The sequence below is a fragment of the Streptomyces sp. NPDC126510 genome, assembly GCF_040302345.1.
GTDB lineage: Bacteria > Actinomycetota > Actinomycetes > Streptomycetales > Streptomycetaceae > Streptomyces.
Window position 1 is genome coordinate 302,034 of the sequence record NZ_JBEORR010000007.1, and the last position, 22,140, is coordinate 324,173.

General features: G+C 65.7%; 18 protein-coding genes and 3 pseudogenes. 11 read left to right on the plus strand and 10 right to left on the minus strand.

Annotated features, from left to right (window positions below; translation table 11 throughout):
• Positions 1-16: 16 nt before the first annotated feature.
• The 3 genes and pseudogenes from ABTX60_RS12365 to eccE all read right to left on the minus strand — a co-directional run.
• Positions 17-130, minus strand: a pseudogene (locus ABTX60_RS12365) (hypothetical protein); the annotation flags it as partial.
• Positions 131-432: 302 nt separating this feature from the next.
• Complete coding sequence (locus ABTX60_RS12370; RefSeq protein ID WP_352097006.1) at positions 433-1,221, minus strand: hypothetical protein; 789 nt, start codon at positions 1,219-1,221, stop codon at positions 433-435.
• Complete coding sequence (eccE, locus tag ABTX60_RS12375) at positions 1,218-2,534, minus strand: type VII secretion protein EccE (protein ID WP_352097007.1); 1,317 nt, start codon at positions 2,532-2,534, stop codon at positions 1,218-1,220. Before eccE ends, ABTX60_RS12370 begins: the two co-directional genes overlap by 4 nt.
• Positions 2,535-2,734: 200 nt before the next feature.
• Between eccE and eccB the strand changes: the two genes are divergently transcribed.
• From eccB to ABTX60_RS12430, 11 genes are all read left to right on the plus strand, one after another.
• Positions 2,735-4,261, plus strand: coding sequence for a type VII secretion protein EccB (gene eccB / locus ABTX60_RS12380; protein WP_352097008.1), 1,527 nt, complete (start codon positions 2,735-2,737; stop codon positions 4,259-4,261).
• 12 nt (positions 4,262-4,273) lie between these two features.
• Positions 4,274-5,545: a type VII secretion-associated serine protease mycosin gene (mycP, locus tag ABTX60_RS12385; protein ID WP_352097009.1), complete on the plus strand. Its 1,272-nt coding sequence runs from the start codon at positions 4,274-4,276 to the stop codon at positions 5,543-5,545.
• Positions 5,533-6,144: a hypothetical protein gene (locus tag ABTX60_RS12390; protein ID WP_352097010.1), complete on the plus strand. Its 612-nt coding sequence runs from the start codon at positions 5,533-5,535 to the stop codon at positions 6,142-6,144. The genes mycP and ABTX60_RS12390 overlap by 13 nt, the downstream gene beginning before the upstream one ends.
• Before the next feature lie 163 nt (positions 6,145-6,307).
• Positions 6,308-6,760, plus strand: a complete 453-nt coding sequence (locus ABTX60_RS12395) for a DUF2563 family protein (protein ID WP_352097011.1) — start codon at positions 6,308-6,310, stop codon at positions 6,758-6,760.
• Positions 6,760-8,439, plus strand: coding sequence for a hypothetical protein (locus ABTX60_RS12400; RefSeq protein ID WP_352097012.1), 1,680 nt, complete (start codon positions 6,760-6,762; stop codon positions 8,437-8,439). The genes ABTX60_RS12395 and ABTX60_RS12400 overlap by 1 nt, the downstream gene beginning before the upstream one ends.
• A 23-nt stretch (positions 8,440-8,462) precedes the next feature.
• Entirely contained in the window at positions 8,463-9,731 is a 1,269-nt protein-coding gene (locus tag ABTX60_RS12405; RefSeq protein ID WP_502992313.1) for a S8 family serine peptidase, read from the plus strand.
• 93 nt (positions 9,732-9,824) lie between these two features.
• Positions 9,825-10,163, plus strand: coding sequence for a WXG100 family type VII secretion target (locus ABTX60_RS12410; protein WP_221757324.1), 339 nt, complete (start codon positions 9,825-9,827; stop codon positions 10,161-10,163).
• 88 nt (positions 10,164-10,251) lie between these two features.
• A complete protein-coding gene (locus ABTX60_RS12415; RefSeq protein WP_184908386.1) occupies positions 10,252-10,554 on the plus strand; it encodes a WXG100 family type VII secretion target in 303 nt (100 codons plus the stop codon).
• Positions 10,555-10,835: 281 nt separating this feature from the next.
• On the plus strand, positions 10,836-11,321 hold the full coding sequence (locus tag ABTX60_RS12420; protein ID WP_352097013.1) for a hypothetical protein: 486 nt from the start codon (positions 10,836-10,838) through the stop codon (positions 11,319-11,321).
• 10 nt (positions 11,322-11,331) lie between these two features.
• On the plus strand, positions 11,332-13,629 hold the full coding sequence (locus ABTX60_RS12425; protein WP_352097014.1) for a hypothetical protein: 2,298 nt from the start codon (positions 11,332-11,334) through the stop codon (positions 13,627-13,629).
• Positions 13,626-14,261 carry a hypothetical protein gene (locus ABTX60_RS12430; protein ID WP_352097015.1) on the plus strand — a complete coding sequence of 212 codons (636 nt, stop codon included), beginning with the start codon at positions 13,626-13,628 and terminating at the stop codon, positions 14,259-14,261. Before ABTX60_RS12425 ends, ABTX60_RS12430 begins: the two co-directional genes overlap by 4 nt.
• Positions 14,262-14,474: 213 nt before the next feature.
• Here the strand turns inward: ABTX60_RS12430 and ABTX60_RS12435 are convergent, their stop codons facing one another.
• The 7 genes and pseudogenes from ABTX60_RS12435 to eccCa all read right to left on the minus strand — a co-directional run bounded on the left by ABTX60_RS12435 (position 14,475) and on the right by eccCa (position 22,109).
• Positions 14,475-14,696, minus strand: coding sequence for a hypothetical protein (locus ABTX60_RS12435; RefSeq protein WP_352097016.1), 222 nt, complete (start codon positions 14,694-14,696; stop codon positions 14,475-14,477).
• 164 nt (positions 14,697-14,860) lie between these two features.
• Positions 14,861-15,094 (minus strand): annotated as a pseudogene (locus tag ABTX60_RS12440) (transposase); the annotation flags it as partial.
• A 58-nt stretch (positions 15,095-15,152) separates the two neighbouring features.
• Positions 15,153-15,452: pseudogene (locus ABTX60_RS12445) on the minus strand (transposase); the annotation flags it as partial.
• Between the two features lie 448 nt (positions 15,453-15,900).
• A complete protein-coding gene (locus ABTX60_RS12450) occupies positions 15,901-16,569 on the minus strand; it encodes a hypothetical protein (protein ID WP_352097017.1) in 669 nt (222 codons plus the stop codon).
• A gap of 646 nt (positions 16,570-17,215) precedes the next feature.
• Entirely contained in the window at positions 17,216-17,395 is a 180-nt protein-coding gene (locus ABTX60_RS12455; RefSeq protein WP_352097018.1) for a hypothetical protein, read from the minus strand.
• Positions 17,392-18,126: a hypothetical protein gene (locus tag ABTX60_RS12460; RefSeq protein WP_352097019.1), complete on the minus strand. Its 735-nt coding sequence runs from the start codon at positions 18,124-18,126 to the stop codon at positions 17,392-17,394. Before ABTX60_RS12460 ends, ABTX60_RS12455 begins: the two co-directional genes overlap by 4 nt.
• An 8-nt stretch (positions 18,127-18,134) precedes the next feature.
• Positions 18,135-22,109, minus strand: coding sequence for a type VII secretion protein EccCa (gene eccCa, locus ABTX60_RS12465; RefSeq protein ID WP_352097020.1), 3,975 nt, complete (start codon positions 22,107-22,109; stop codon positions 18,135-18,137).
• Positions 22,110-22,140 lie beyond the last annotated feature (31 nt).

Sequence of the window (22,140 nt, forward strand, 5' to 3'; positions counted from 1 at the left end):
TGAACTCGCCCGTCATCTCCGCTGCGGACTCCGCGTCGGGCTGGTCATCGCCGGGTGTCGCCCAGCCCCCGCGGATCCCGTCCCGATCGCTGCTCACAGTGTTCCTCCTGGTGTGCTCGAGCACCCTCATGCCGTGCTGGGGCGACCCTTGCTTGTCGTCCGACGTCGTGCGAAGTCGTTTGAGGTTCTCGAGGGGTCGTCCGAGGTCGTCCGCTCCACAGGCTCCCCCGCTTCCCCCCTGGGACGCCGACGCCTACTCCACGGGGTCTGACGTCGAGCCCTGTCCCAGCCTAATCACCACATGCCCAGACCCGGCAGGCCCGTCTGCCCCTCCACAGCATCGCTGGACCTCGAAAACCAGGCAAATGTGACGTAATTGCCGGCGCAACAGTTGACAAACCGGTGCTACGAGCGGTTTCGCTACGAGGACCGTCAGTCCATCCGACGTGGCGCACCCAACAACCCGGTCTCCGCATCCGTGGGCTGCGCCATCACGTATTGCCGATCGCGGTCGGTGCACCACAGGGTGAGTCCGTCGGAGAGCCCCGGCAGGGAGTCCACTTCGGCTCGGGTGAGCGCCATCGTGCGGCCCAGTTCTGCGGCCTCGTCAGGCGATACGCGCTGAATCCCGACCAGCCGCGCCTGCCGCACGAGCCGCGGAGCGACCGGGCTGACGTACGGCAACAGGGTCAACACCGACTGCCAGGGCCCGGAGACCACGCGACCGCGAGGTGGCCGCATCCCGCAGTCCCGCACCACCAGTACGGGTGTACCGGCCGAGGCACCCAGCGGCGGCACCCGCCCGACGTCGTACACGGCCATCCCGTTCTGACCGCCCCCCATGGCGTGCACCATCGGCATCCAGGCCTGCGCCCGCGCCGTCTCCACGGCGACCCGCGTCCCCGTTGCCGCTGCCCTGAGCGCGATGACCTGCACGGTCCACAGCCCGCCGATGAGCACGACGTCGTACGGCAGCGGCCGATTGAGCCCGAGTACCGCGGGCCGGCGCTCCGCGTCCACGCCGATGACGACGCCGTCGTCGGCCACGGGAAGGGCGAGGGTGTCCAGTTGGTCGACGGTCACGGAATGCCGCGGATGTCTCGGGCCGATCAATCCGAAGCCGCGGCGCAGTAGTTCACGCGCCCGCTCGGGGGCAGAGGTCTCCGGCTCGCCCCGCCCGGTGGCCGCTGCCTGTCCTGCGCGGGGGGTCGTCGCCGTCACCGGGCACCTCCGAGGGGCAGAGTGGCGAGCATGCCGGGCACCTGTTCCCGGTCGAGTCGGGCGAGCCCCATGCCCGTGTGCCGGGCCGCGGCCTGCACCGCGCGCCGGGCGGCGACGAGTTCGTCGTCGCTGCGTCCGGTCACCCGCAGGTGCCCGCAGACGGACACCTTCTTCCGTTCTCCCCGCCTCACCGTGAGGCTGAAGGTGGTGGCCAGGGTGGGGACGGCCGTGACCAGAGCGACGAGCTGCGGCAGCGACGGCGCCCTCTCCCCACCCAGGGCGGGCCACCGACGGATCCAGTACGTAGTGTGTCTGCGGTTGTCGCAGCGCCAGTTCCGGCCCGACTCCTCGGTCCGGCGTTCCCGCGAGTCCATCCGCCCAGCCTCCGCCGTCACCAGCGGGTTGGCACAGGCCGACGTCGCGATGGCGGAGGTCAGCTGCTCCTCGTCGAGGAGGGTCGCCCGGAATCCGGATCCACTGAGTCGGCTCGCGAGGTGATCGGCGGCGCGCACGACGCACTTCTGCGCTCCGACCAGGCCGCCCCCGCGCGCGGCCACCGCTTCCGCGCACAGTTCCGGATCGAGCTTCAACGCGATCCACGTGATGCGTACGGCCGGCGCACCCGTCTGCTCCTGCAGTGGCGCGTAGTTGGCGACCGCCACGGACTGCCGGGGCAGATGGATCGCGGGCGCGGGCTGGGTGTGGAGCACGACCTGCGCCGACTCCAGCCGGATACCGTCCACCTCCAGGGCGTCGTACACCAGAGAGAGCGGCAACGGCTGTTGGTTCCGCTCGGCCCGCAGCGCGGTGGCGTCGGCCTCGACCAGCAGGACGGCGGTGACGAACGTACCGTCCCCGACGATTCCGACGGGTCGGCGGTCACGGCCGGTGTACGTGTACGTCCGCAGACTCGGGTCGCACTCCACGGCCGGCGCCAGCCCCGGCTCCGTGCCCTCCGGTATCGGCGTACTCGCGGCCCGTCGCTGACGTGCACGCAACGCCTGAGCCGTGGCCAGCCACTCGGGCAGGGAACGCCCGCGGCGACGGAGGAAGGAGAACAGCACCAGACAGCCGGCGAGGACGGCCGCAGGCACCACGGCCACAGGATCGATCACCCATCCGACGAGCACGATGGCTGCCCCGACCTCGAAGAGGACAAGGCGTTGCAACCGGAATGCCCCGACCTGCCCCGAACGCACCCTGGAGTGGAGCGCTCCCGGCGAGGCCGTCCGCTGCGCCGACCCCTGCCCGGACGCCGAAGCACCCCGCGTCCGTGATCGGTCACGGGACCGGGCGCGTGTTCCGGAAGCCATCACTCCATCCCCCCGTTTTGCTGACAACTCGCTGGTGTTTCAGCACCGCACAAGGCCCGCCAAGGCCCGGGTACCCTACCCGCTCCGCAAGACCCCGCAGCTACCAGGCATAGTAGGGGGCCGCTCTGACACCGGGGTGGGCGACCATGCCACGCCCGGCGAGCGCGGGCACATGTGAACACGGGGAGAGACAAGCAGAGATGGCATCTCGGCGTGACCAGCTCAATGCCTACACCTTCGCGAAGCGCCGCATGCTCGCGGCTTTCCTGCAGTCGTCACCCGACGGTTCGGAGGAGGGGGCGCCTCGTCCACTGCGCGCGGTCGTCCCCGGCGTCATCGTGGGTGTGGTCGTCATGGCCGTGTTCGGGGCCTGGGGCATGTTCAAGCCCACCGCACCCAAGGGCTGGGACGAGCCCAACGCCAAAGTGATCGTCGCCAGCGACTCGACCACACGCTACGTCGTCCTGAAGACCGGCAAACAGACCCAGCTGCACCCGGTCCTCAACATGGCCTCCGCGAAGCTGCTCCTCAACGAAGGCCAGGGGGACGTGGTGACCGTCGCCGAGTCCGTCCTCGACAACGGCAAGATCCCGCACGGGGCCACCATCGGCATCCCGTACGCGCCCGACCGTCTCCCCTCGGCGTCCGAGGCGGGCGGCGAGAAGCGCTGGGCGGTATGCGAACGCCCCAGCGCGGGGGGCGAGTCCATCCAGAAGGCGGCCTTGGTCCTCGCCTCCCGTGATGTGAAAGCGACCGAGGGCAAGGGCGAGAAACTGACGGGCGGGCAACTGCTGTACGTCGTGGCCCCGGACGGGAAGCACTACGTGGTGGACGCGAGCGGACGCTCGTACCCCGTCGACAAGAGCAACGAACTGCTGCTGCGCGCCGTCGTCGGCTCCGGACGCAAGCCCCAGAAGGTCTCCGGCGAGTGGCTGGAGACCCTGCACACCGGCGACCCGATCTCCTTCCCGAAGATCCCCGGCCAGATCGGTGTCGCGGCCGACGCCCCTGGTCAACTGGACGAGAAGACCGACAAGGTCGGCATGGTCCTCAAGGCGTCCGACCTCAACAGCGACCAGTACTACGTGGTGTTGCCCGGCCGGGTCGCCCCCGTCTCGGCCTTCGTAGCCCAACTCCTGCTGTTCAGCGAGGACCTGGCCGCCCTCGGCCAGGCCGGTCAAGCCACGGGCATGAGCCCCGGTGCGATCGTCCCCGGCAAGCCGTTCGGCACCGAGTACCGCTGGCCGACCGAGGACCCCCAGCCCGTCAACGAAGCCTCCGGCACGGCAGGAAGCCGCGGCACCGTCTGCAACGTCCTGCGCGGTGTCGACGCCGGCTCGGGGGCCACGACCCTGAGCACCTGGGCCGGCACGGATTTCCCGGCCAAACTCCCCACCGGCTCCTCCAGCGCCTATGTCACGCCCGGCTCCGGCCAGCTCTACCGCCAGTTCCAGGGCAGGGAGACCAAGGCCGGCCCCGTCTTCCTCGTCACCGACACCGGCCTGCGTTACGTCCTGCAGTCCAACGCCGACAGCGGCGCGGACGACGCCGGCATCGGTACGACCGCCAAGGACCGCCGGCAGGCCGAGCAGGAGGCCCAACAGGCCCAGACCCGGCTCGGCTACAAGGACGTGGACCCCGCACCGATCCCCGTCGCCTGGTCGGAGTTCCTGCCCACCGGCCCACGCCTGTCGACGACGGCGGCACGCCAGCCGCAGGGTTCCTAAGGGGGTCCGGACATGCCACACGTGCCCTCCCTCCTCCGGGCGGCGACCACAGTGGTGGCCGCGACCGTGCTCACGAGCGCCCCCGTCGTCCTCGCAGTCCCCGCGACGGCAGCCGACCTCCCGTACTCGGACCAGTGCGCCTTCCCCAACGGCAAGTATCCGGGCCGCCCCTGGTCCCTGCAGCGCGTCCTCCTGGACGAGCTGTGGAGTCAGTCCACGGGCAAGGGCATGCGGGTGGCGGTGATCGACACCGGTGTCGACGTGACGAACCCCCAACTCGCCGACGCCGTCGACGTGAAGAGCGGCCGCAATCTCCTGCCCAAGAACCTCAAGGACGACGACGGCAACCCGATCGAGCGGGGCAAGGAGAACGGCACCACGGACACGGTCGGACACGGCACCAAGGTCGCCGGCATCATCGCGGCCCGGCCCGTCAAGGGCACCGGCTTCGTGGGCCTGGCCCCCGATGCGAAGATCATCCCGATCCAGCAGAACGACGCGGAGGGCAACGGCGACGTCGGCACCCTGACCGACGCGATCCGCTACGCCGTCCAGGCCGGGGCCGACGTCATCAACATCTCCCAGGACACCACGAAGCCGATGACGTCGACGTCCGATCTGAAGCTGGCGATCGACCAGGCCCTGAACAAGGGGATCGTGGTGGTGGCCTCGGCGGGCAACGACGGCCTCGGCGGCAACGTCAAGGAGACCTACCCGGCTTCCTACGAGGGCGTCCTCGCCGTCGCCGCCTCGGACCGCAACAACGAGCGCGCCGCGTTCTCCCAGTCCGGCGAGTTCGTCGGCGTCGCGGCCCCCGGTGTCGACATGATCTCCACCGTCCCCAAGGGCGGCCACTGCTCCGACAACGGTACGAGCTTCTCGGCGCCGTACGTCGCCGGCCTCGCGGCGCTGATCAAGGCGAAACACCCTGACTGGACGGCCCGGCAGATCGTCGCCCAGATCGAACAGACCGCGGAGCGCACCACCGCGGGTCACGACCGCCTGGTCGGCTGGGGAGTGGTCGACCCCGTACGCGCCCTGACGGATGACGAACACCCCGTTGAGTCCCCCAACCCCCAGGCGGGCCTGGGTGAACCGGAAGCCCCCACCCCGGCCACATTCCAGATCGGCGAAACCGCCGAGGAACGCAACGCCCGCCTCGCCACCTACGTGGCCGTGGGTGCGGTGGTCCTCGTCGCGGGGATGGGCGGCACGGCGGTGGCGCTCCGCGACGCACGGCGCAGGCAGAAGCGACGGGCGGAGGGCGGATCATGGACGCGCTGACCGAACTGAATGTCCTCGGCCTCGTCCTGTCCGCCGGGCTGCTGGCCATGGCCTGCGTCAAGGCGGACCGGGTCCGGGCCTGGCGCGCCGGCATCAACCCGGCGGCCGAAGAGCTGTCCGACGCCTCCTTCGTCGCCGCTCGCGTCGTGTTCGTCGCCCTGGCCGGCGTCGGCATCTACCTGTGTGTGCAGGGCTTCAATGTCTCCGATGACACGACGTGGGACGACGCCGAGCTGACGACTGCGGTGCAGGGGGCCACGAACGCCTTGGACGGCAGCTCCGGCTACGGCGACATCTACGCCGAGGACAACGACACCGGCTGGATCGACGAGTACGCGACGAAGATCGAGCAGGAGGTCGTCGAGCACGGCGGCGGCGACGCCCCGCAGTACGGCGTGACCGCGGCGCCCGCCTCCCCGAACACCGCTTCCGAGGCGCGCTACACGGTCACGGGCGCCGACTCGGCTTTCTGCATGCAGGTCACACGCACCCGGTCGAAGGACGGGGACTATGAGCCGCCGGGAATCGGGGGAGGTAAGGGGACCGTGACGGTCCCTGCATATGACTTCGCGGTGACGACGCGTGAGGGTGGTTGCTGACTCCGTGGCTCGGCCTGGTCTCGTCCCGCTTCGCAACTCGCATACCACGAGAATCAGTTGGTCGTGTCTGACCCGTTGACTACAGTGGTCATCGAGTGTGCCGATCGGGTCATCACCCGTGCACCGCTCAACGACTTAACAACGGGGAACGGGGAGGGAAGGCATGCTGCCTGCGGAGGGTTTCAAAGTCGGCTTGGAGGCGCTGGGAACCTTCAAAAAGCGTGTCGATGCCGTGCTCTCCACCTTCGAGGGTTCACCCGGCAGCCCGCAGAAGATCGCGGCGCACGCCCTCTCCGAGGCCTCCTTCAGCGGCTTGGGCGGCTTCGCCGAGGCCAAGGGCCTCCACAGCCAGTACGAGCGCGTCCACGAACGTCTCACCGCACTCTCCAAGAACCTGGGCCTTCAGATCGAGGCGATGCAGATCGCCGTCATGGGCGCGGGCGGAAACTTCAGCAACATCGACGAAGAGGAGCGGCGGCGGTTCTGGGAGATCAGGACTGACATCGGCCGTCAGCACGAGGAAGCGGAGCGGGAGCGGGCAGCGGCGGCGGCTGCGAAGCAGGGCGAGTCCGCGCCAGAACGTTCTGATGACGACCAGGCAGGTGACCTGTACTGATGAGCGAGGAGCAGGAACACCCGGTACCGCACCGGGCGGAGAGGGAGCAGGCCGCGGCGCAGGTCAGCGTCATCGACATGGTGAGCGGTGCGACGGGGGTAGCCCAGCTCCTCCCCTTCGGCTGGAAGGTCCCCCGTGTCTTCGGCAAGACGAACTTCGAGGGCCACGCCCTGAACGACATGATCGACATGGTCGAGTCCGCAAAACCAGAGGACTTGGAACTTGCGGGCACTGCCCTGCTGAACGCCCAAACCGCCATCGAAGAAGCCGCCGAGGAACTCGAAGGCCACATCACCCGGGTCGACTGGGAGGGCGAGTCGGGCGAGGCCTTCCGTAAATGGGGCGCCAATCTCGTCATCCACGCCCGCAAACTCGCTGCCTTCGCCGACGCCGCCGGCACCCAGGTCACGGCAGCGGCCACGGGCCTCGCCTCCGTCCGCAGCGCAATGCCGCCGCGCGACACCCGAGAGGACCCCAAGGCGGTCGCGGACATTCCGACGCCCAAGCAAACCGAAAGCAACGAGGAGTACGAAGCTGCGGTCAAGGCCGAGAAGGACCGCCAAGAGGCGATCAACCAGATGAACCGGCTGGCGTCCTTCTATGCGGTGTCGGAAGAGATCATGGCGGGGCAGGCGCCGCCGACGTTCGAGCCTATGCCGGATGTGGGGGTGCCTAAGCCTGATCCGAAGTATGGGGATTACAGAAACGTTGGAGAGCAAGGCATTGGAGGGCTAGGGGTTCCCCACCAGCCCGTGGCGGCCGGACATGACTCTTCGAGTACGGCGACCGGACACGCGTATTCGGGAGAACCTACGCCGCCGCTCAAGCATGTGGACGCTCCGACCGCTTCCTCGGATGCGAACGTCGGCACGAAGATCGACAGCGTGGGCACCCTGCCGCCCCAGGAAGCCACGAGGCCGTCGACCAGTGTGGCGCCGACGATGACTGGTCCCATGGGCGGAAACGGAGGCACAGCCCCTCCCTATCCTTCCGGCACAGTTCCTCCCGCCCTCAGTAAGCCGGCCGGCCGTACCTCTGCCTTCGGCGGAGCGAACGGCAACAGGGCCCCGATCTCGGCTCAAGGACGTACAGGCACTCCGAGCGGGACCGTCGGCGGTCGTGGCGCGACAGGCCCGATGGGGCACGCCACCACCACGGGGCAGTCAGGTGCTCGAGGTGGCAGCGCTTCCCCCATGGGCCGAGGCGTCACCGGAGGAATGCCACGCGCTGTCGGAGGGCCAGCGAGCGACCGCGCGGGCGGTTCGAGTGCCACAGGTGCGGCGCGCGGTAATGGAGTTGTCGGAGGAAGGCCCGTCACAGGTCCTCAAGGGACGACCGGGTCCAAGGTCCCGCGCGGTACGGTCGTCGGCGCCGGCGGCAACACCGGCTCCGGTGCGCCCGCCGGCCACATCGGGCAGCGTGGAGTGATCGGGGCGCCGAACTCCACCCCTGGCGCTCGTCCGGGCCGAACAGCGCGTCCAGCCGCGAGCAATGCCGACGGCGTCGTCGGTACACCCAAGGGGCGAGCCCCAGCAGGGAGAAGCGGTGGACCGGTCGGAGGCGGTACAGGCGCGCCGCACGGTCCGACGGGAAAACGACGAAACACGAGCCGCACGGATCGTGAGGGTGAGTCTCAACCGGAGACCCCGCGACGCAACACGCCACCAGTGACTGACTGATAAGAGCGAGGATCTGCAGAGGCATGACAGGGACCAGCCAACGTGGCGGATTGACGGCGTTCTTCGCAGGACGTGCCGGAAGAGGGGTGTCCACCGCGTGCGCGGCGTTCGGCGCTTTCGCAATCATGTCTTCTGGGCTGGCTCCGAGTGCGGCCGCCGCAGACGTTCAGTCGAAGCAGTGGTACTTGAACGCGATGGACGCCCAAGACATGTGGAAGGCCAGCACCGGCGCAGGCGTCAAAGTTGCCGTGCTGGACACCGGCGTGAATCCGGATACATCTTCCCTCAAGGGCCAGGTGCTCGGAGATGAGGTGCCGGAGGCGGTCTCGCACAACGCCACTGAGGACTACAACGGCCACGGCACCAGCATGGCGGAGTTGATCGCCGGTACCGGCGCAGGAGGCGGCATGCAAGGCCTAGCCCCCGGTGCGAAAATCGTCCCCTATCGTGTGCTCTCCAAAGGTGTGAGCAGCACCGACAGGAAGAAGACACCGTCAGTTGCCGATGCGATCAAGGCTGCGGCTGACAGCGATGCTCAGATCATCAACATGTCGTTCGGCAGTGACATCATCGACCCAGACGTGGAGAAGGCCATCAAGTATGCCCACTCCAAGGGCAAACTGATGTTCGCTGCTACCGGAAACGACGCCGAATCGAAAAACTTCATCGGCTATCCGGCCGCCTATCCCTATGTAGTGGGGGTGGCTGCTGCTGACGACAAGGGGAAGGTGGGCGCCTTCTCGGAATTCGGCAACTATGTCGATCTTGCAGCTCCAGGCCTCAACGTGCCCTATTGGTGCGACGCGACACTCCGCTCGTATTGCGACGAGGGAGACGGAACAAGTATGGCCTCCTCCATCGCCTCCGCCTCAGCCGCCCTCATCTGGTCCGCCCACCCCAACTGGACCGCCAACCAGGTCCTCCGCAGTCTGATCGACACAGCGAGCCGTGACTGGCCGAAGAACAAGCCGAGCAATTACCTGGGCTACGGCCTGGTCCGCCCCCGCAAGGTGCTGGAGAACAGCGACATCAACCCGGGGCCGGCCGCCACCGATCCCCTCAGCTTCGAGAACGGAACCGGCGTCACGGGCGGGACCGCCTCACCCTCCGCTCCCGCACCAACCTCGTCACAGGCTCCCAAGAACACTTCGGGCAGCCAGACTGCGGCGGCAGGATCGACCTCGGAGTCGTCCGACAACACCACGACGTGGGTCGCTCTCGCAGCCGCGGGGGCGGTCCTGGTGATCGGGGGCGGCGCTTTCGCGCTGATTCGTTCGCGGCGAAAAGCATGAAGACTCACGTTGGTCAACCGGTCACACACGACCTCTCCGGTGCGATGACGCGCTCGGAAACGAACCACAGCTCTTACGAAGGGGAGTGCCGAAATGGTCGACCGCAAGCTTAATGAAAGCGACGTACAGAGGCTTCAGACCGAGGTCGTCGATCGATACGACAACATCAGGGGATCGCTCGCGAAGCTGCAGGGCACGATCGACATGATCGAGAAGGCCTGGAGGGGCCAGGGTGCCCAGGCGTTCAACACGAAGCAGACAGAAATCAACCAGCACATGGTCGCGATCGGCAAGATGCTCGACGACTTCCTCGAGGGCATCAACCTGAACAAGACCGACAAGCGCAACCTCGAGGACCAGATCGAAGCCGACCTCAAGCAGATCTCGGTGGACGATCTCGGTGGAAAGACTTCGGCGCTCAACAGCTACTGAGGCTACTGACGAGCCATCGGCGGCAGTGAGCCGCACCGTGGTCCGGGCTGCGCAGTCCGGCTGAATTCTGCACAGAAACGAGGGAAACATGTCCGGAGCCCACTACGACGAACTTGCCGTCACATACGGCACGATGGATGCGCTCGCCACCGAGCTCGGCAATCAGGCAAAGAAGCTCGAGGAGGACCTCGAGGCCCTGAAGCAGGCCGTGCTCAACGTGTCCGCGGGCTGGGGCGGCGAGGCGTACGAGGAGTTCCAGAAGAAGTCCAAGCAGTGGGACTCACACGCGCGGGGCATCCACCAGGCGCTGGTCAACATCTCGCAGCGGGTCCACACCGCCGGCGGTGACTACCGAGGCGGCGACCTGAAGGGCGCCAGCTACTTCCAGTAGGAGCGCACAATCTGCAAAACCAGGGTGGGCACGCACGGGAGGTGCCCACCCTGTAGTGCATTGATCAGCCACGTTCCTCCATGGTGAGCGGAGAGAAATTTACTGTGGCGTCAGCGCAGCGTTGTGCGGCTTTGGATAAGTGTGGAGCTGTGATGCGGATTGACGTTCGACTGCTTAAGCCGCCTCCTCGGTTGCTAAGTTGACGCGCGGGAAAGAAGATCCGCGATCAGCGGATATCGGGACTGATGCGTCAAGCGGGAATCAAGGGAGGGCGCGAGGGAATGGCCTGGGACGAGTGGGAGCAGATCAAGGCCGACGTGGCTGAGAGTGGATCGACAAGCATGCAACTTAACCAGCTTGCTGGGGATGGTGGCGGAGGAGGTGGAAGTGGTGCTGCTGGTGATCTGGTTGTCAACCAGGATGACCTCGGCGCCGTCGGCCATGACGCGTTCACCCTGCACGAGGACCTTCGAACCGGGACGGACATCGCCGGCGCGGGTATGAACAAGGACGGCGCCGGATCGACGATGCAGGCCGCCGCCTCCCTGAAGGCGCATGGTTTCGCTATGGGCAGCGCCCTGCAGCTGACGGTCGAAGTCTGGACGTCCCAGTCCAAGGCGGTGCTCCAAGCATGCGCGCACATCTCCAATCACCTCGACTACAGCAAGAAGCTGCACGCCGAGGACGACGCCAAGATTGCGGCTGTACTGCGCAGCCGAGACGGTTTGGCTGAGTCAGTGTCAGAGCTCAGCAAATACTTCAAGTAGGAGCAGCCTGGTGGCCGTCAAGTATATGGATCTGGTTGAGGTGGACCTGGTCAAGCTCGCCACCGCCGTCTCAGACTGGAAGAGCGCCGTCGACAAGCTAAAGACCGCAGCGCAGAACGCGCGCCGGGGAATGAAAGCAAAGTCGGAAAAGGCCAGGTGGGCTGGTGTGAACGCCACAGTGACGCGTGGCTTCGTCACCAAGACGACCAAGGAGATCGCAGACCTCCACGCGGAGGCGAACAGCATCTATCAGGTCCTGAACGACGCCCACACAGAACTTGCCTCCCTGCAAAAGCAGATCAAGACCGCAGTCCAGGCTGATGCCCCAACCCTCGGGGTCCGGGTCGAGGACATCGGCGACGGTAAGGTTCGCTGCTACTTCCAGCACATCAGGGGCGACACCGACGAACGCACCCAGGACCAACTCGATGCCAAACAGGAGTTGGAGAGTCGCATCAACCGGCTCATCGCCCACGCCACAGAAATCGATGCGTCGGTGGCCCGCGCGCTGCGCAAGAGTCATGGCAGCGATCCGCACAACGCCGGGCACAGCCGATACAAATCCCTGGACGACGCTCAGTCTGAGCGGGCGGCGGAGTTGGCGAAGCTTGGTCCGAAGATGACTGACAAGCAGTTCACCGAATTGAACTCCATTATGAAGTGGAACGCGAAGGACGCGGACTTCAGCACGGCATTCTACAAATCTATTGGAGGGCCCGAGGAGACTTTGGACTTCTACGGTCGTATGGCTCTCGAAGGCACGCAGGGAGATGACAATAAAGCGCGGCTGGCTCTGACCAGGCAGCTTCAGCGCAATATGGGCAATGCGCTTGCCACAGCGACCGACCCGGACAATGAGCCGCACCTTTCGGCGAGTTGGGGGGAGGGATTTAGGAAGCTGGGAACTCAACCAATTGAAATCTACCCGGGAGCCCCGAACTCGCCCTATGGATACCAAATTCTTGGAGGGCTACTTCGATACGGAAACTATGATGCAGAGTTCATCAACCCCATCGCGGAGCACGTTGTTCAACTGCACAAAAAGGATCCCGACTTCTTCATGAACAACAAGCCGGTGACGGGAGGGGCCGATCTCGACTGGGGATACAACCCTTCAGGAAAGAACGGCGCAGGCTATGATCCGCTTACGAGCGTTCTAGAAGGACTCGGACACAGTCCGGAGGCCGCAAAGAGGTTCTTCACCGACGAGCCGACCGTGTACAAGGAGGACGGCACGGTCGACAAGAGCGGCACACTCGGTTACGACTACTTTGACGTCCTGAACGGCAAGGACTTCGAGTGGGCTCCTGACAGCCTCGTACACCCCGGCAGTGACGAAGCGCAGCATGCACGGGAAATGGGCCCCGACGCCCTCGGGCACGCGTTGGAGGCGGCGGTCACAGGCGACGCTTGGGACGCGGACCCGCCGGAGCTACATCGGGACGGCGATACGGCCGAGATTATGCAACAGGTCATCAATCGCTATAACGTCGCCTCCGAGGAAGGGCCGCCACCTGAGGTAATGAAGGACAGTCTGGCGAAGATGGGAGCGTCGTACATCGACGACCTCAACTATTCGATCATGGATTTCGGCGGCTCGGGCGATGCGCTGGGACGAGACGCGCTCTTCGAGAACAGCAGCGACGGATCGACGCGAACGTCATTCGACGAGCAGAAGGCGCGCAACTTCATGATGCTGGTGGCCGGCGACGAGGACGGATATAAGTCACTGACGTCGGCTCAGCAACTCTTTATGGCGAGTGGCCTCGCAGCGTTTGAGACCGACGAGGATCGTGGCATTGCGTTTGCCCAAAATGCTGCGAAAGTGCATGGAATTCTCGATGAATCGCGGTCGCATGGGATTCGCGAGGAATTCAAGGATCCGGAAGAGGCTCAGCAGATGCTGCAGGAGCAGAACGGTGAGTGGCGCAAATCGCTCGTTAGTGGAGGAGTCACGGTGGCAGCGACGGCTGGTGCCGCGATACTACTGGGCCCGGCAGCGGGCGTCGTGGCCGCCACCGCAGTTCCGTTGGTTATGGAGTCCGCCGGATCTGCTGTCACTACCGCATATGGAAACCACACGTTGGAGTACCTGAAGGACCACGAGTACACGAACGACCCTCAGGCACTTCAAGCCGTGCAGGATGTGGAGAAGGTCGGCGAGCGAGCAGCCACTCAGCCTGTTCTTCAGTTCGCGCAAACTACCGGGATGAATAACAACGAGGCTACCGATCTCATCAATGAGATCGAACAGTCCTACTTGGCTGGAAAGACAGCCATCTCGAACAACGAGAAGGTGGCATCGTGAGATCCCTGACCCGGATTTTCTGGTGTGGCACTATGGCGATGCTAGCATTGTCGACAGGTTGCTCGAATGGGCAGTCTCTAAGCGAAAAGTACCCTACGCAGTGGGAGACCTGTAACGCACTGTTCGGAGCCAAGAACATGGAGTCTCTACGGGATAACCTTGATTCCGGCGATCTCAAGTTCTCCAACAGGGCTCTTTCTGTTGCCCAGCTCAAGAAGGGGCTGACACAGGAAGCCATCGACCCTTATGACAAACTCAATGGATTCAAGGAATACGAGACTTGCGGACTCTCGGGGAATGGTCGCGTTACTGCGATGGCGAGGTGGGCGGCAGATCCCCTGAAGTCCGTGCAAGCCAACACCGAACGTTGGAAACGCGCAACCGCGGATGTCTACGTAGCTGACCCCTCCGGTGTGGGCGGGGACGTCGACCTCGTTTTCCGCTGTGCCATCAAGGGCGCAAGTGGACAGGCGCAAGTGCTTCTCGAAACCAGGGTCAGCGCGCCGGCCCCCCCAAGATTTTCGGAGGCGTTCCACCAGCAGTTGGCCGTCAAACTGGCTCGCACGCTGCGAGATGAGCTGGCATGCACCAATGATCCGAACATCCCAGATGATTTGGACGTTGCTGGGTGAGTGGATCTGTCCTGTAGTAAACCGTTAGGCCTCGGGACCCCTCCCACGCCGATGCTGGTGGCCTCCGTGGTTGTTCCCACGGACAGGAGTTCGCGAGACAAGGATCGGTCGGAGGGATTTGCGTAGGGCAAGGACGCCGATGACATTGCGAGATTATGGACAGGGAGCCCGGCATGCCCACGGTCCATCAAGACAGCGTTTGAGAACCGCGCCCTACTCGATGGTGACGTGGAGGCCGAAGACGCGCTCCACGCAGGTGTCGAGCAAGGCTGCGAAGACCTGGGCGGAAGTCATTGCCGGGGCAGGGATCACGCCTGCGTCGTCGATGCTCGCGATGTAGTCGACGTCGGCCCACCCGCCGCGGTAGAGGACAACGTGGAGTTCGGCCTCGTGCGAGTTGCGTACGTGGATGCCGATTGAGTCGGGATCACCCACCTTGAACCTGTCAGTCTCGAGCCGCTGCGGCTAAGGAACTGTTTCGTCGCGCCAGGTCACAGGCCCGACAATCAGTCCTGCTGCCTGCCAGGCGGGCTGGCGGGCAGCGACTGCGGCAACGACTTCGTCGAGATCTATGACTCGCTCCATGTGGCGATGATCGCCTATCGCGCCGCCCCTCCACGGGCTGTGCGGCACAAAGGTCGAGGCCCCTGCCTACGGGCTGGGCGCCCGCGAGTGAGCCGGCGGACTATCACACGGATCACGGCCCAGTGGATCACGGCCTCGGCATGGGTGGTGTGGTGCGCATAGTCGCGGGCCAAGCGGCGGTGGGAGGTGAGCCAGGCGAACGTGTGCTCCACGGCCCATCGCTTGGGCTGAACCTCGAAGCCTCGCTGGCCTGGCTCTTTGCGCGGGGAGGGTGTTAGCGGCCCAGCCGACGAGACGGCCGGCGAATCCCTGGTCGGCCCAGACCTTCAGCACCGTTGGGTGGTCCAGTCGGGTCCACAGCAGGGAGCGCCTTGCGCCGTCGCGGTCCTGGATGCTGGCCGCCATGACGTGGACGGTCAGCAGAAGGCCGATGGTGTCGGTGACGATGAACCGCTTGCGGCCCTTGACCTTCTTCCTGCGTCGCAACCGCGGGTGTCGGCCGGGGCGGTGTCTGCGGTGCGTATCGACTGCGAATCGATGAGTCCGGCGGTGGGCTCGACATTCCGGCCCTCGCCCCGACGGACCTGAGATCGCGCAGGGCGTCATGGATGCGAGTGACAGTGCCCCATCGTGCGCACGAGTACCAATACACGGTCTGCCAGGGCGGAAAGTCGTGCGGCATCTGTCGCCAAGCGCACCCGGTCTATTTGTGTCCTCTATGGGGCCGAAGTGATCAGAAATTGGTCAGGATGCGCCCATGCTGAGGCCAAGTCCCCTTGTACTGCGTGATTCCTTGTGGGTCCGCTCACAAGCTTCGCCTTCTCGCCCGCGTGTAGCCGTTCGATGGTCCGGTCTGCCCGGCGGCTGGCGTCGGGAGTGTCGTTGCATTCAGAGCGGGGAAAATCTCGGCGGCCTCGAGCGTCGGTGAACAGCGGCTTGTAGCCGAAAGCATCGGCAATAGCCACTATACGGCGACAGTGTTCGACCCCGGGTGTAGGAAACTGGAGTTGCACGCGAACGCGTCCGTCGAACTGCCTGATGGTTTCCTCGTCCGTCATTTGCCATCCTCATAACGGGGCAGCTCCTCGGGAAAGTCTCGGGCAGCCTTGCACTCGGCCAGCTTGTAGGCGTGCTCGGCGATGCGGTATGCGACGTCGGTCAGAGTCTGTCGCAGTGTCGCGCCAGTGGCATGTGTTTCTCCGCCGACACTGGCTTCGGTGATGACCGCGTAAGCCGCAGAGGCGTTGTAGGAAGGGACAACGGGAGGAACACACGGCACGTACACCCCCGCCTCGGTGGCCTCGGGATTGAGTCGAGCCACGGCTTCCACGCCGTCGAGTGAGACGTGGGCGGTCCGGCTGCCGCCGCCACTTCCCCGGTAACTGCTGAGCCACTTCTCCTTGGAAACAGGTCGAACCTGCGCTTGAGCCCAGAGGGACGAATCGCTGCTGGTGACGACACCGCAGTGAAAAGACAATTTGTCTCCCGAATTATGGCGATCCGCCCCTTCCTCGGCCGATCGCGCACTGGGCAACACTTTGATGACCATCTCCCGATCTACAGTTTTTTCACATACCTTCGTGGGAAGGCGTTCAAGTCCCTTTGTGAAAAACTGCACGTATCCGAACCAGGCCACGAAACCAGCAAGGCAAAAACCTAGCACGCAGAAAAGGAAATTCTTAGCGCTGTACTCAATGGTGGCTGGCTTCTTGCTCTCAATCATTGGGGCGCTCCATAGTGCCGTTCAGGAACTGGCTACTGGCATCCCAGTCATCGTTCACGGCATTGAGGAGTAGGTCGCTAGTTCCGTCCCCTCGTAGATTTAGCTTGTGTCGACGGATGGTATCTTCGGCCGTCCACTGTGTCTGTTGGCTCACTGAATCTCGCGAGCCGTATAGGTCCTGGGCGCTTGTGTGCAAAGCCACGTCCGTGACACCGCTGAGTTCTTGACCTTTGAGGACGCGGTCAACGACAGATCGGGCGATATCTCCGACCATTCCGCCAGTCACGGCTCCCATTGTCGCCCCTCCGTATTCATTGGGCGCAGCAACATTGGCCAACCCGATCGCCATCCATATCTGGCGAAGTCCCCCTTCGCTTTCAAGGCGTCGTTGTATTCCTTTTCGACCTCGGCCGCAGCTCGAACTTTTCGTCCGCCACAGAGTGAGCGACAACACCTTCGATGATGCCCGCATTTCTGCCGATGTTGTCGATGGTTTGTTCCTGCGAGCCGTCCAACAAGTATGGGTTCGTGAGATGTGATTCAAGGAGAGTGCTGGTGTAGATACTTTCCCCGAAGATGATGCCTGCTCTTCCGTCGGCGTCCGCGGATACATAGGAAAGGAATCTGACAACGTCCCGAACTTTCCCTAGACCATCAGGGGCGTCACTCTGTGTGATGAAAACGGATTTCGCGCCATGACCAGCGAGGGTCGACTGATCTCCGGCATATAAGAAGCCGCCATATTGCCGAGACTGTCCCCCATTCCCTTGCTCACGAGATCCGCACCCCCGCCAGGCTGCGCGACATATTCCATGACGTTCTTCATGATCTGCGCCTGCGTCTAGCTGTGTGCAAGGCATGTTGTGTCGCGGCACCCGCGGTGACGCCGGTCGTGGCGGCCTCGAGAGCGTGCCCTAGAGACTCCCCTCGGTCCGTGTACATGGTGGTGCCCAGCATGTGATCAAGGTCCACCTTGGATTCGAAAGCGTGCACCGCCGCGTCGGGGTTGTGGGACAGGCCCTCGAAAAGCCCTTCCACCGGATCTCGTCCGTTGCCGTCGCCGAAGACGAGGTCCAGGGAGTCGTGTCCCTTGACCCAAAGGTCACGGGTGCCGGCGTCCCCTGCTCCCTTGTCTGCCTTGAACAGTTTCTCCCGGTAGGCATCGAGTAACTCCGTGCCGTACACGCCCTTGGGCATGAGGCTGCTGATGACGTGGGAGCCGAGGGCACCGACCGGGTCGGGTGAGTTTGCGGCGACGAAGTTCGTGTTGCGCTCGGCGACGAGGTCCTTCTTCCAGTGCTGCATGGCGTCCGAGTCCGAGAAGGACGCCGTGGCCAGGGTCAGGCCGAGGTTTTGCTGCAGGCTCTTCATAGTTTCGAGTTCCGAGCCCCTGGCGCCGACATGGGCGTAAGTCATCTCGGTCCAGAACTGGAGCGTTCCCTTGGCCCCAAGGCTCTTCGCGAACTGCTCCGCGAACAGGGGGTCGGCCTTGTACTTCTCCATCGTGCGATCGAACCACCGAGCCATAGAGGGGACCATGACGCGGAAGATCCCCACCCCCACCATCAAAACGCCCCTCCCGGACTAAACCCGACCTGCACCAACGGCTTCCCCCTCCGCCGAGACACAAAGACCCCCCGCCCCGCAGGCATGGGCCGCGGCCGCACCCCACCGAGCAGATCCCCCTCACCCGGGTCGCCGGCCAGCACAACCCCTTGCGCCCCCAGCTCCTTCACCCGCTGCATGAACGCCTCGTACGACGCCCGCCCGGCCCCCGCCGTAGACCGCGCGATGATGAACCGCACCCCCACATCCCGGGCGAACGGCAAGAGCTCCGTCAGACCCGCAAGCGGATTCCCGCTCGACGTGGCCACGAGGTCGTAGTCGTCGATGACGACGTACACGGTGGGTCCGCGCCACCAGCTGCGATCCCGCAGTTGCTGGGCCGTGACGTCGGCTGTCGGTGTGCGGCGCTTCATCAGGTCGGCCAGGGCGGCCATGTGGTGGTCCATGGCGTTGGACATGGGGATGTACTCGGCGAGGTGGGACGACGGCGTCACGTCCAGCAGCGAGCGCCGGTTGTCGATGACGAACAGCTTGGCCTCGTCGCCCGAGTACCGCTGCGTCAACTGCTGGATCAGCAGCCGCAGCAGGTTCGACTTGCCCGACTCGCTCTCGCCGAAAACGAGGAAGAACGGGTCCTGCTCGAAGTCCACGAAGACCGGTTCGAGATTGTCCTCGTCGAGTGCGAAGGCGACGCCGCGGCGCGGGAAGCGACTACCCGGAGGAAGCTGCTCGGCTGGGAACTCGCGGGGCAGCAAACGAACTTCGGGGGCACCGGGGGCCTGCCAGTGCCGGGAGACCTCGGTTGCGAGGGCCGCCGTGGCATCCGCCAGGTCCGTGTCGGAGGTGAGACCGTCTATGCGCGGCACCGCCGCCATGAAATGCAGCTTCTGCGGCGCCTGTCCGCGGCCGGGCACCCCCGCCGGGACGTTCGCCGCCACCTTGCGGTCCAGCTCGGAGTCCATCGTGTCGCCGAGCCGCAGCTCCAGGCGGTTCATCAGGTGGTCCTTGAGATTGGCCCTGACCTCCATCGAGCGTGAGGCCGTCAGGATCAGGTGGACGCCGTAACCGAGACCGCGTGCCGCGATGTCGTGGATCACGTGGTCCATCGCCTCGTAGTCCGCGCGGAAGTTGCCCCAGCCGTCGATGACCAGGAACACGTCGCCCCAGGGCTGATCCGTGACCGGGATCTCGCCCCGGGCCCGCCTGGCCCGGAAGTCCGCGATCGAGGCGATGCCCGCGGAGCGGAAGTACTCCTCGCGGCGGGTCAGTACGCCGTACACCTCGGCCACCGTGCGCCGGACTCGCTCCGGATCCAGGCGTGAGGCAACCCCGCCCACGTGCGGCAGGCCGGCCACCGCCGCCATCCCGCCCCCACCGAAGTCAAGGCCGTAGAACTGCACTTCGTACGGCGTGTGCGTGAGCGCGAACGCCGAGATCAGGGTGCGCAGCAGCGTCGACTTGCCGGACTGCGGGCCGCCGATGATCTGCATGTGGCCGGCCGCGCCGGAGAAGTCGACCCAGAGCGGGTCGCGGCGCTGCTCGTAGGGCTTGTCCACCAGGCCCGCCGGTACGACCAGGCGGCCGGCACCTTCGTAGCCCGGCTGTGTGAGGCCGCGGCCCTGTACCGCTGTGAGGCCGGGCAGGAGTTCGTCGAGCGGCGGCGGACTGTCCAGCGGCGGCAGCCACACCCGGTGTGCCGCCGGGCCCTGGGCTTCCAGGCGGCGCACGATCACGTCAAGCACGGTGTCGGCGAGCGCGTCGTCGATCTCCGGACCGTCCGAAGTCGACGGCCGCTGCTGTGGCACAGCCATGTACTGCACCGGCACCTCGGCCGCCGTGAACAGCACCGGCCGCCGGTCCATCGGCAGCGGGCCGCCGCTCAGCGCGGTGCGCTGGGTGCCCGAGCGGTACACGCCGGAGACGTAGGCCGCCTTGAAGCGCACCATCTCGTCGGTACCGAACTTCAGCAGGCCGGAGCCCGGAACGTTCGGCAGCTCATAGGCGTCCGGTACGCCGATCGCCGCGCGGGACTCCGCGGCGGAGAAGGTACGCAGCCCGACTCGGTACGACAGATATGTCTCCAGACCGCGCAGGCGGCCTTCCTCCAGGCGCTGCGACGCCAGCAGCAGATGCACACCGAGCGACCGGCCGATGCGGCCGATCTGCACGAACATCTCGATGAAGTCGGGCTTCGCCGTCAGCAGCTCACTGAACTCGTCGATGACCAGCACCAGCGACGGAATGGGCTGCAGGGCGGCACCGGCCGCGCGGGCCTTTTCGTAGTCGTGGATGTTGGCGTAGTTGCCCGCGTCGCGCAGCATCTCCTGGCGGCGGTTGAGCTCGCCGCGGATGGAGTCGCCCATGCGGTCGACCAGGGTGAGATCGTCCGCGAGATTGGTGATGACGGCCGCCACGTGGGGCATCTGCGCCATACCGGCGAAGGTCGCGCCGCCCTTGAAGTCCGCGAGGACGAAGTTCAGTGTCTCCGACGAATGAGTGACCGCGAGGCCCAGTACCAGCGTGCGCAGCAGCTCCGACTTGCCGGAGCCGGTGGCACCGACGCACAGGCCGTGCGGGCCCATGCCCTCCTGCGCGGCCTCCTTGAGGTCCAGCATCACGGCGCGTCCGTCCTCGCCGACACCGATCGGCACCCGCAGCCGCTCCGCCAGCGAACGCGGCCGCCAGGTGCGCTGGGTGTCGACGGACGCCGCATCGCCGAGGCTCAGCAGGTCGGTGAACTCCAGGTTGGCGAGCAGCGGTTCGTCGTCGTCCCCGCCCGAGGCGATCCGCAGCGGGGCCAGCTGCCGGGCGAGGGCTTCGGCGGACTCGTAGGAGAGGACGTCGGGAGTCCCTTCGTAGACGACACCGTGTCCCGACTCCAGGTGCAGCGCTTCGGGCTGTACGACGATGGAGAGCTCACCGCCGCCCGTGCTCAGATCGCCGGGAACCACCTCGAGGACGGTGACGCCCTGGAGACCTTCGGGATTGGCCAGGACCGAGTCCGGCGGCAGGGAGAGGCCGTCGAGTACGACGACGATGTGGGGCTCCTCGGGCAAGGGTGCCGCGTTCGGGTGGAAGCGCGGGCGACCGGTCAGCCGGGTGGCGAGCATGTTCTCCAGCTCGCGGCTGTCGCTGTCGATCAGCCTGCGGCTGCCCGCTCCGTCCACGGCACCGGGCGCTTGGACGTGCGGCAGCCACTTGGCCCACTCCCAGTGGGGCAGTGCCTCGCGGCCCGCCGCTACCACGATGAGCAGATCCTCCGGGGAGTGCAGTGCGGCCAGCGAGCCGGCCATGGCCCGGGTGGAGGACCGTACGGACTGTGGTTCGCCACTGATCGTGACGTGGTAGAACGCACGCAACGAGACCGCCATCGGCAGGTCGTCCAGGGTGCTGTGGACGGCGAGGAAGCGCTGCATCGCACCCGCGGTCAGCGGCTCCAGCTGCGCGACAGGGGCGGTCTCGGGGGCGACGAGGGCCCTGGCGAGAGCCTGCGAGCCGAGACCGATGCGCACCTGGGCGAAGTCCTCGTCGCCGGGGCGTCGTTCCCACACTCGGCTGCCCTCGGCGACCAGGGCCCACAGCTGTTCGGGGGAGGGGTGCAGGAAGTACTGCGCGTCACGCTGTGCCTGCGCCGTGTCGACGGCCGTGCGTCGGGTCTGCGCCAGGTAGCTCAGGTAGTCGCGGCGCATGTCCGCCAGCTCCCCCTGAGAGCCGCGGCGGAAGCGGATCACCATCGCGACGGACATGGCGATCGTCGAGGCGATCATGACCATGCCCATGATCCTCATGAACGGCTGCCCGCTCGTGAAGAAGAAGACCACCGAGCCACCCATGCCGAGCGTCGGCAGGAGTTGCATCAGCACGCTCTCCCGATGGCCCCGCGGAAGTTCCGGTGGAGGCTGCAGGATGATGTCCTGCGTGGGCACTTCGGACGGCAGCACCCGAGGCGGGCGCTTCACGACGATGTGGCTCACTGGCATCCATTCCCTCGACCAGCCCGAGAGT

Bases quoted from the DNA above. Each gene is read 5' to 3' on its own strand.
- eccE (WP_352097007.1), bottom strand. From the start codon at position 2,534: ATGGCTTCCGGAACACGCGCCCGGTCCCGTGACCGATCACGGACGCGG.
- eccB (WP_352097008.1), top strand. From the start codon at position 2,735: ATGGCATCTCGGCGTGACCAGCTCAATGCCTACACCTTCGCGAAGCGC.
- mycP (WP_352097009.1), top strand. From the start codon at position 4,274: ATGCCACACGTGCCCTCCCTCCTCCGGGCGGCGACCACAGTGGTGGCC.
- ABTX60_RS12390 (WP_352097010.1), top strand. From the start codon at position 5,533: ATGGACGCGCTGACCGAACTGAATGTCCTCGGCCTCGTCCTGTCCGCC.
- ABTX60_RS12395 (WP_352097011.1), top strand. From the start codon at position 6,308: ATGCTGCCTGCGGAGGGTTTCAAAGTCGGCTTGGAGGCGCTGGGAACC.
- ABTX60_RS12400 (WP_352097012.1), top strand. From the start codon at position 6,760: ATGAGCGAGGAGCAGGAACACCCGGTACCGCACCGGGCGGAGAGGGAG.
- ABTX60_RS12405 (WP_502992313.1), top strand. From the start codon at position 8,463: ATGACAGGGACCAGCCAACGTGGCGGATTGACGGCGTTCTTCGCAGGA.
- ABTX60_RS12410 (WP_221757324.1), top strand. From the start codon at position 9,825: ATGGTCGACCGCAAGCTTAATGAAAGCGACGTACAGAGGCTTCAGACC.
- ABTX60_RS12415 (WP_184908386.1), top strand. From the start codon at position 10,252: ATGTCCGGAGCCCACTACGACGAACTTGCCGTCACATACGGCACGATG.
- ABTX60_RS12420 (WP_352097013.1), top strand. From the start codon at position 10,836: ATGGCCTGGGACGAGTGGGAGCAGATCAAGGCCGACGTGGCTGAGAGT.
- ABTX60_RS12450 (WP_352097017.1), bottom strand. From the start codon at position 16,569: ATGATTGAGAGCAAGAAGCCAGCCACCATTGAGTACAGCGCTAAGAAT.
- ABTX60_RS12455 (WP_352097018.1), bottom strand. From the start codon at position 17,395: ATGAAGAACGTCATGGAATATGTCGCGCAGCCTGGCGGGGGTGCGGAT.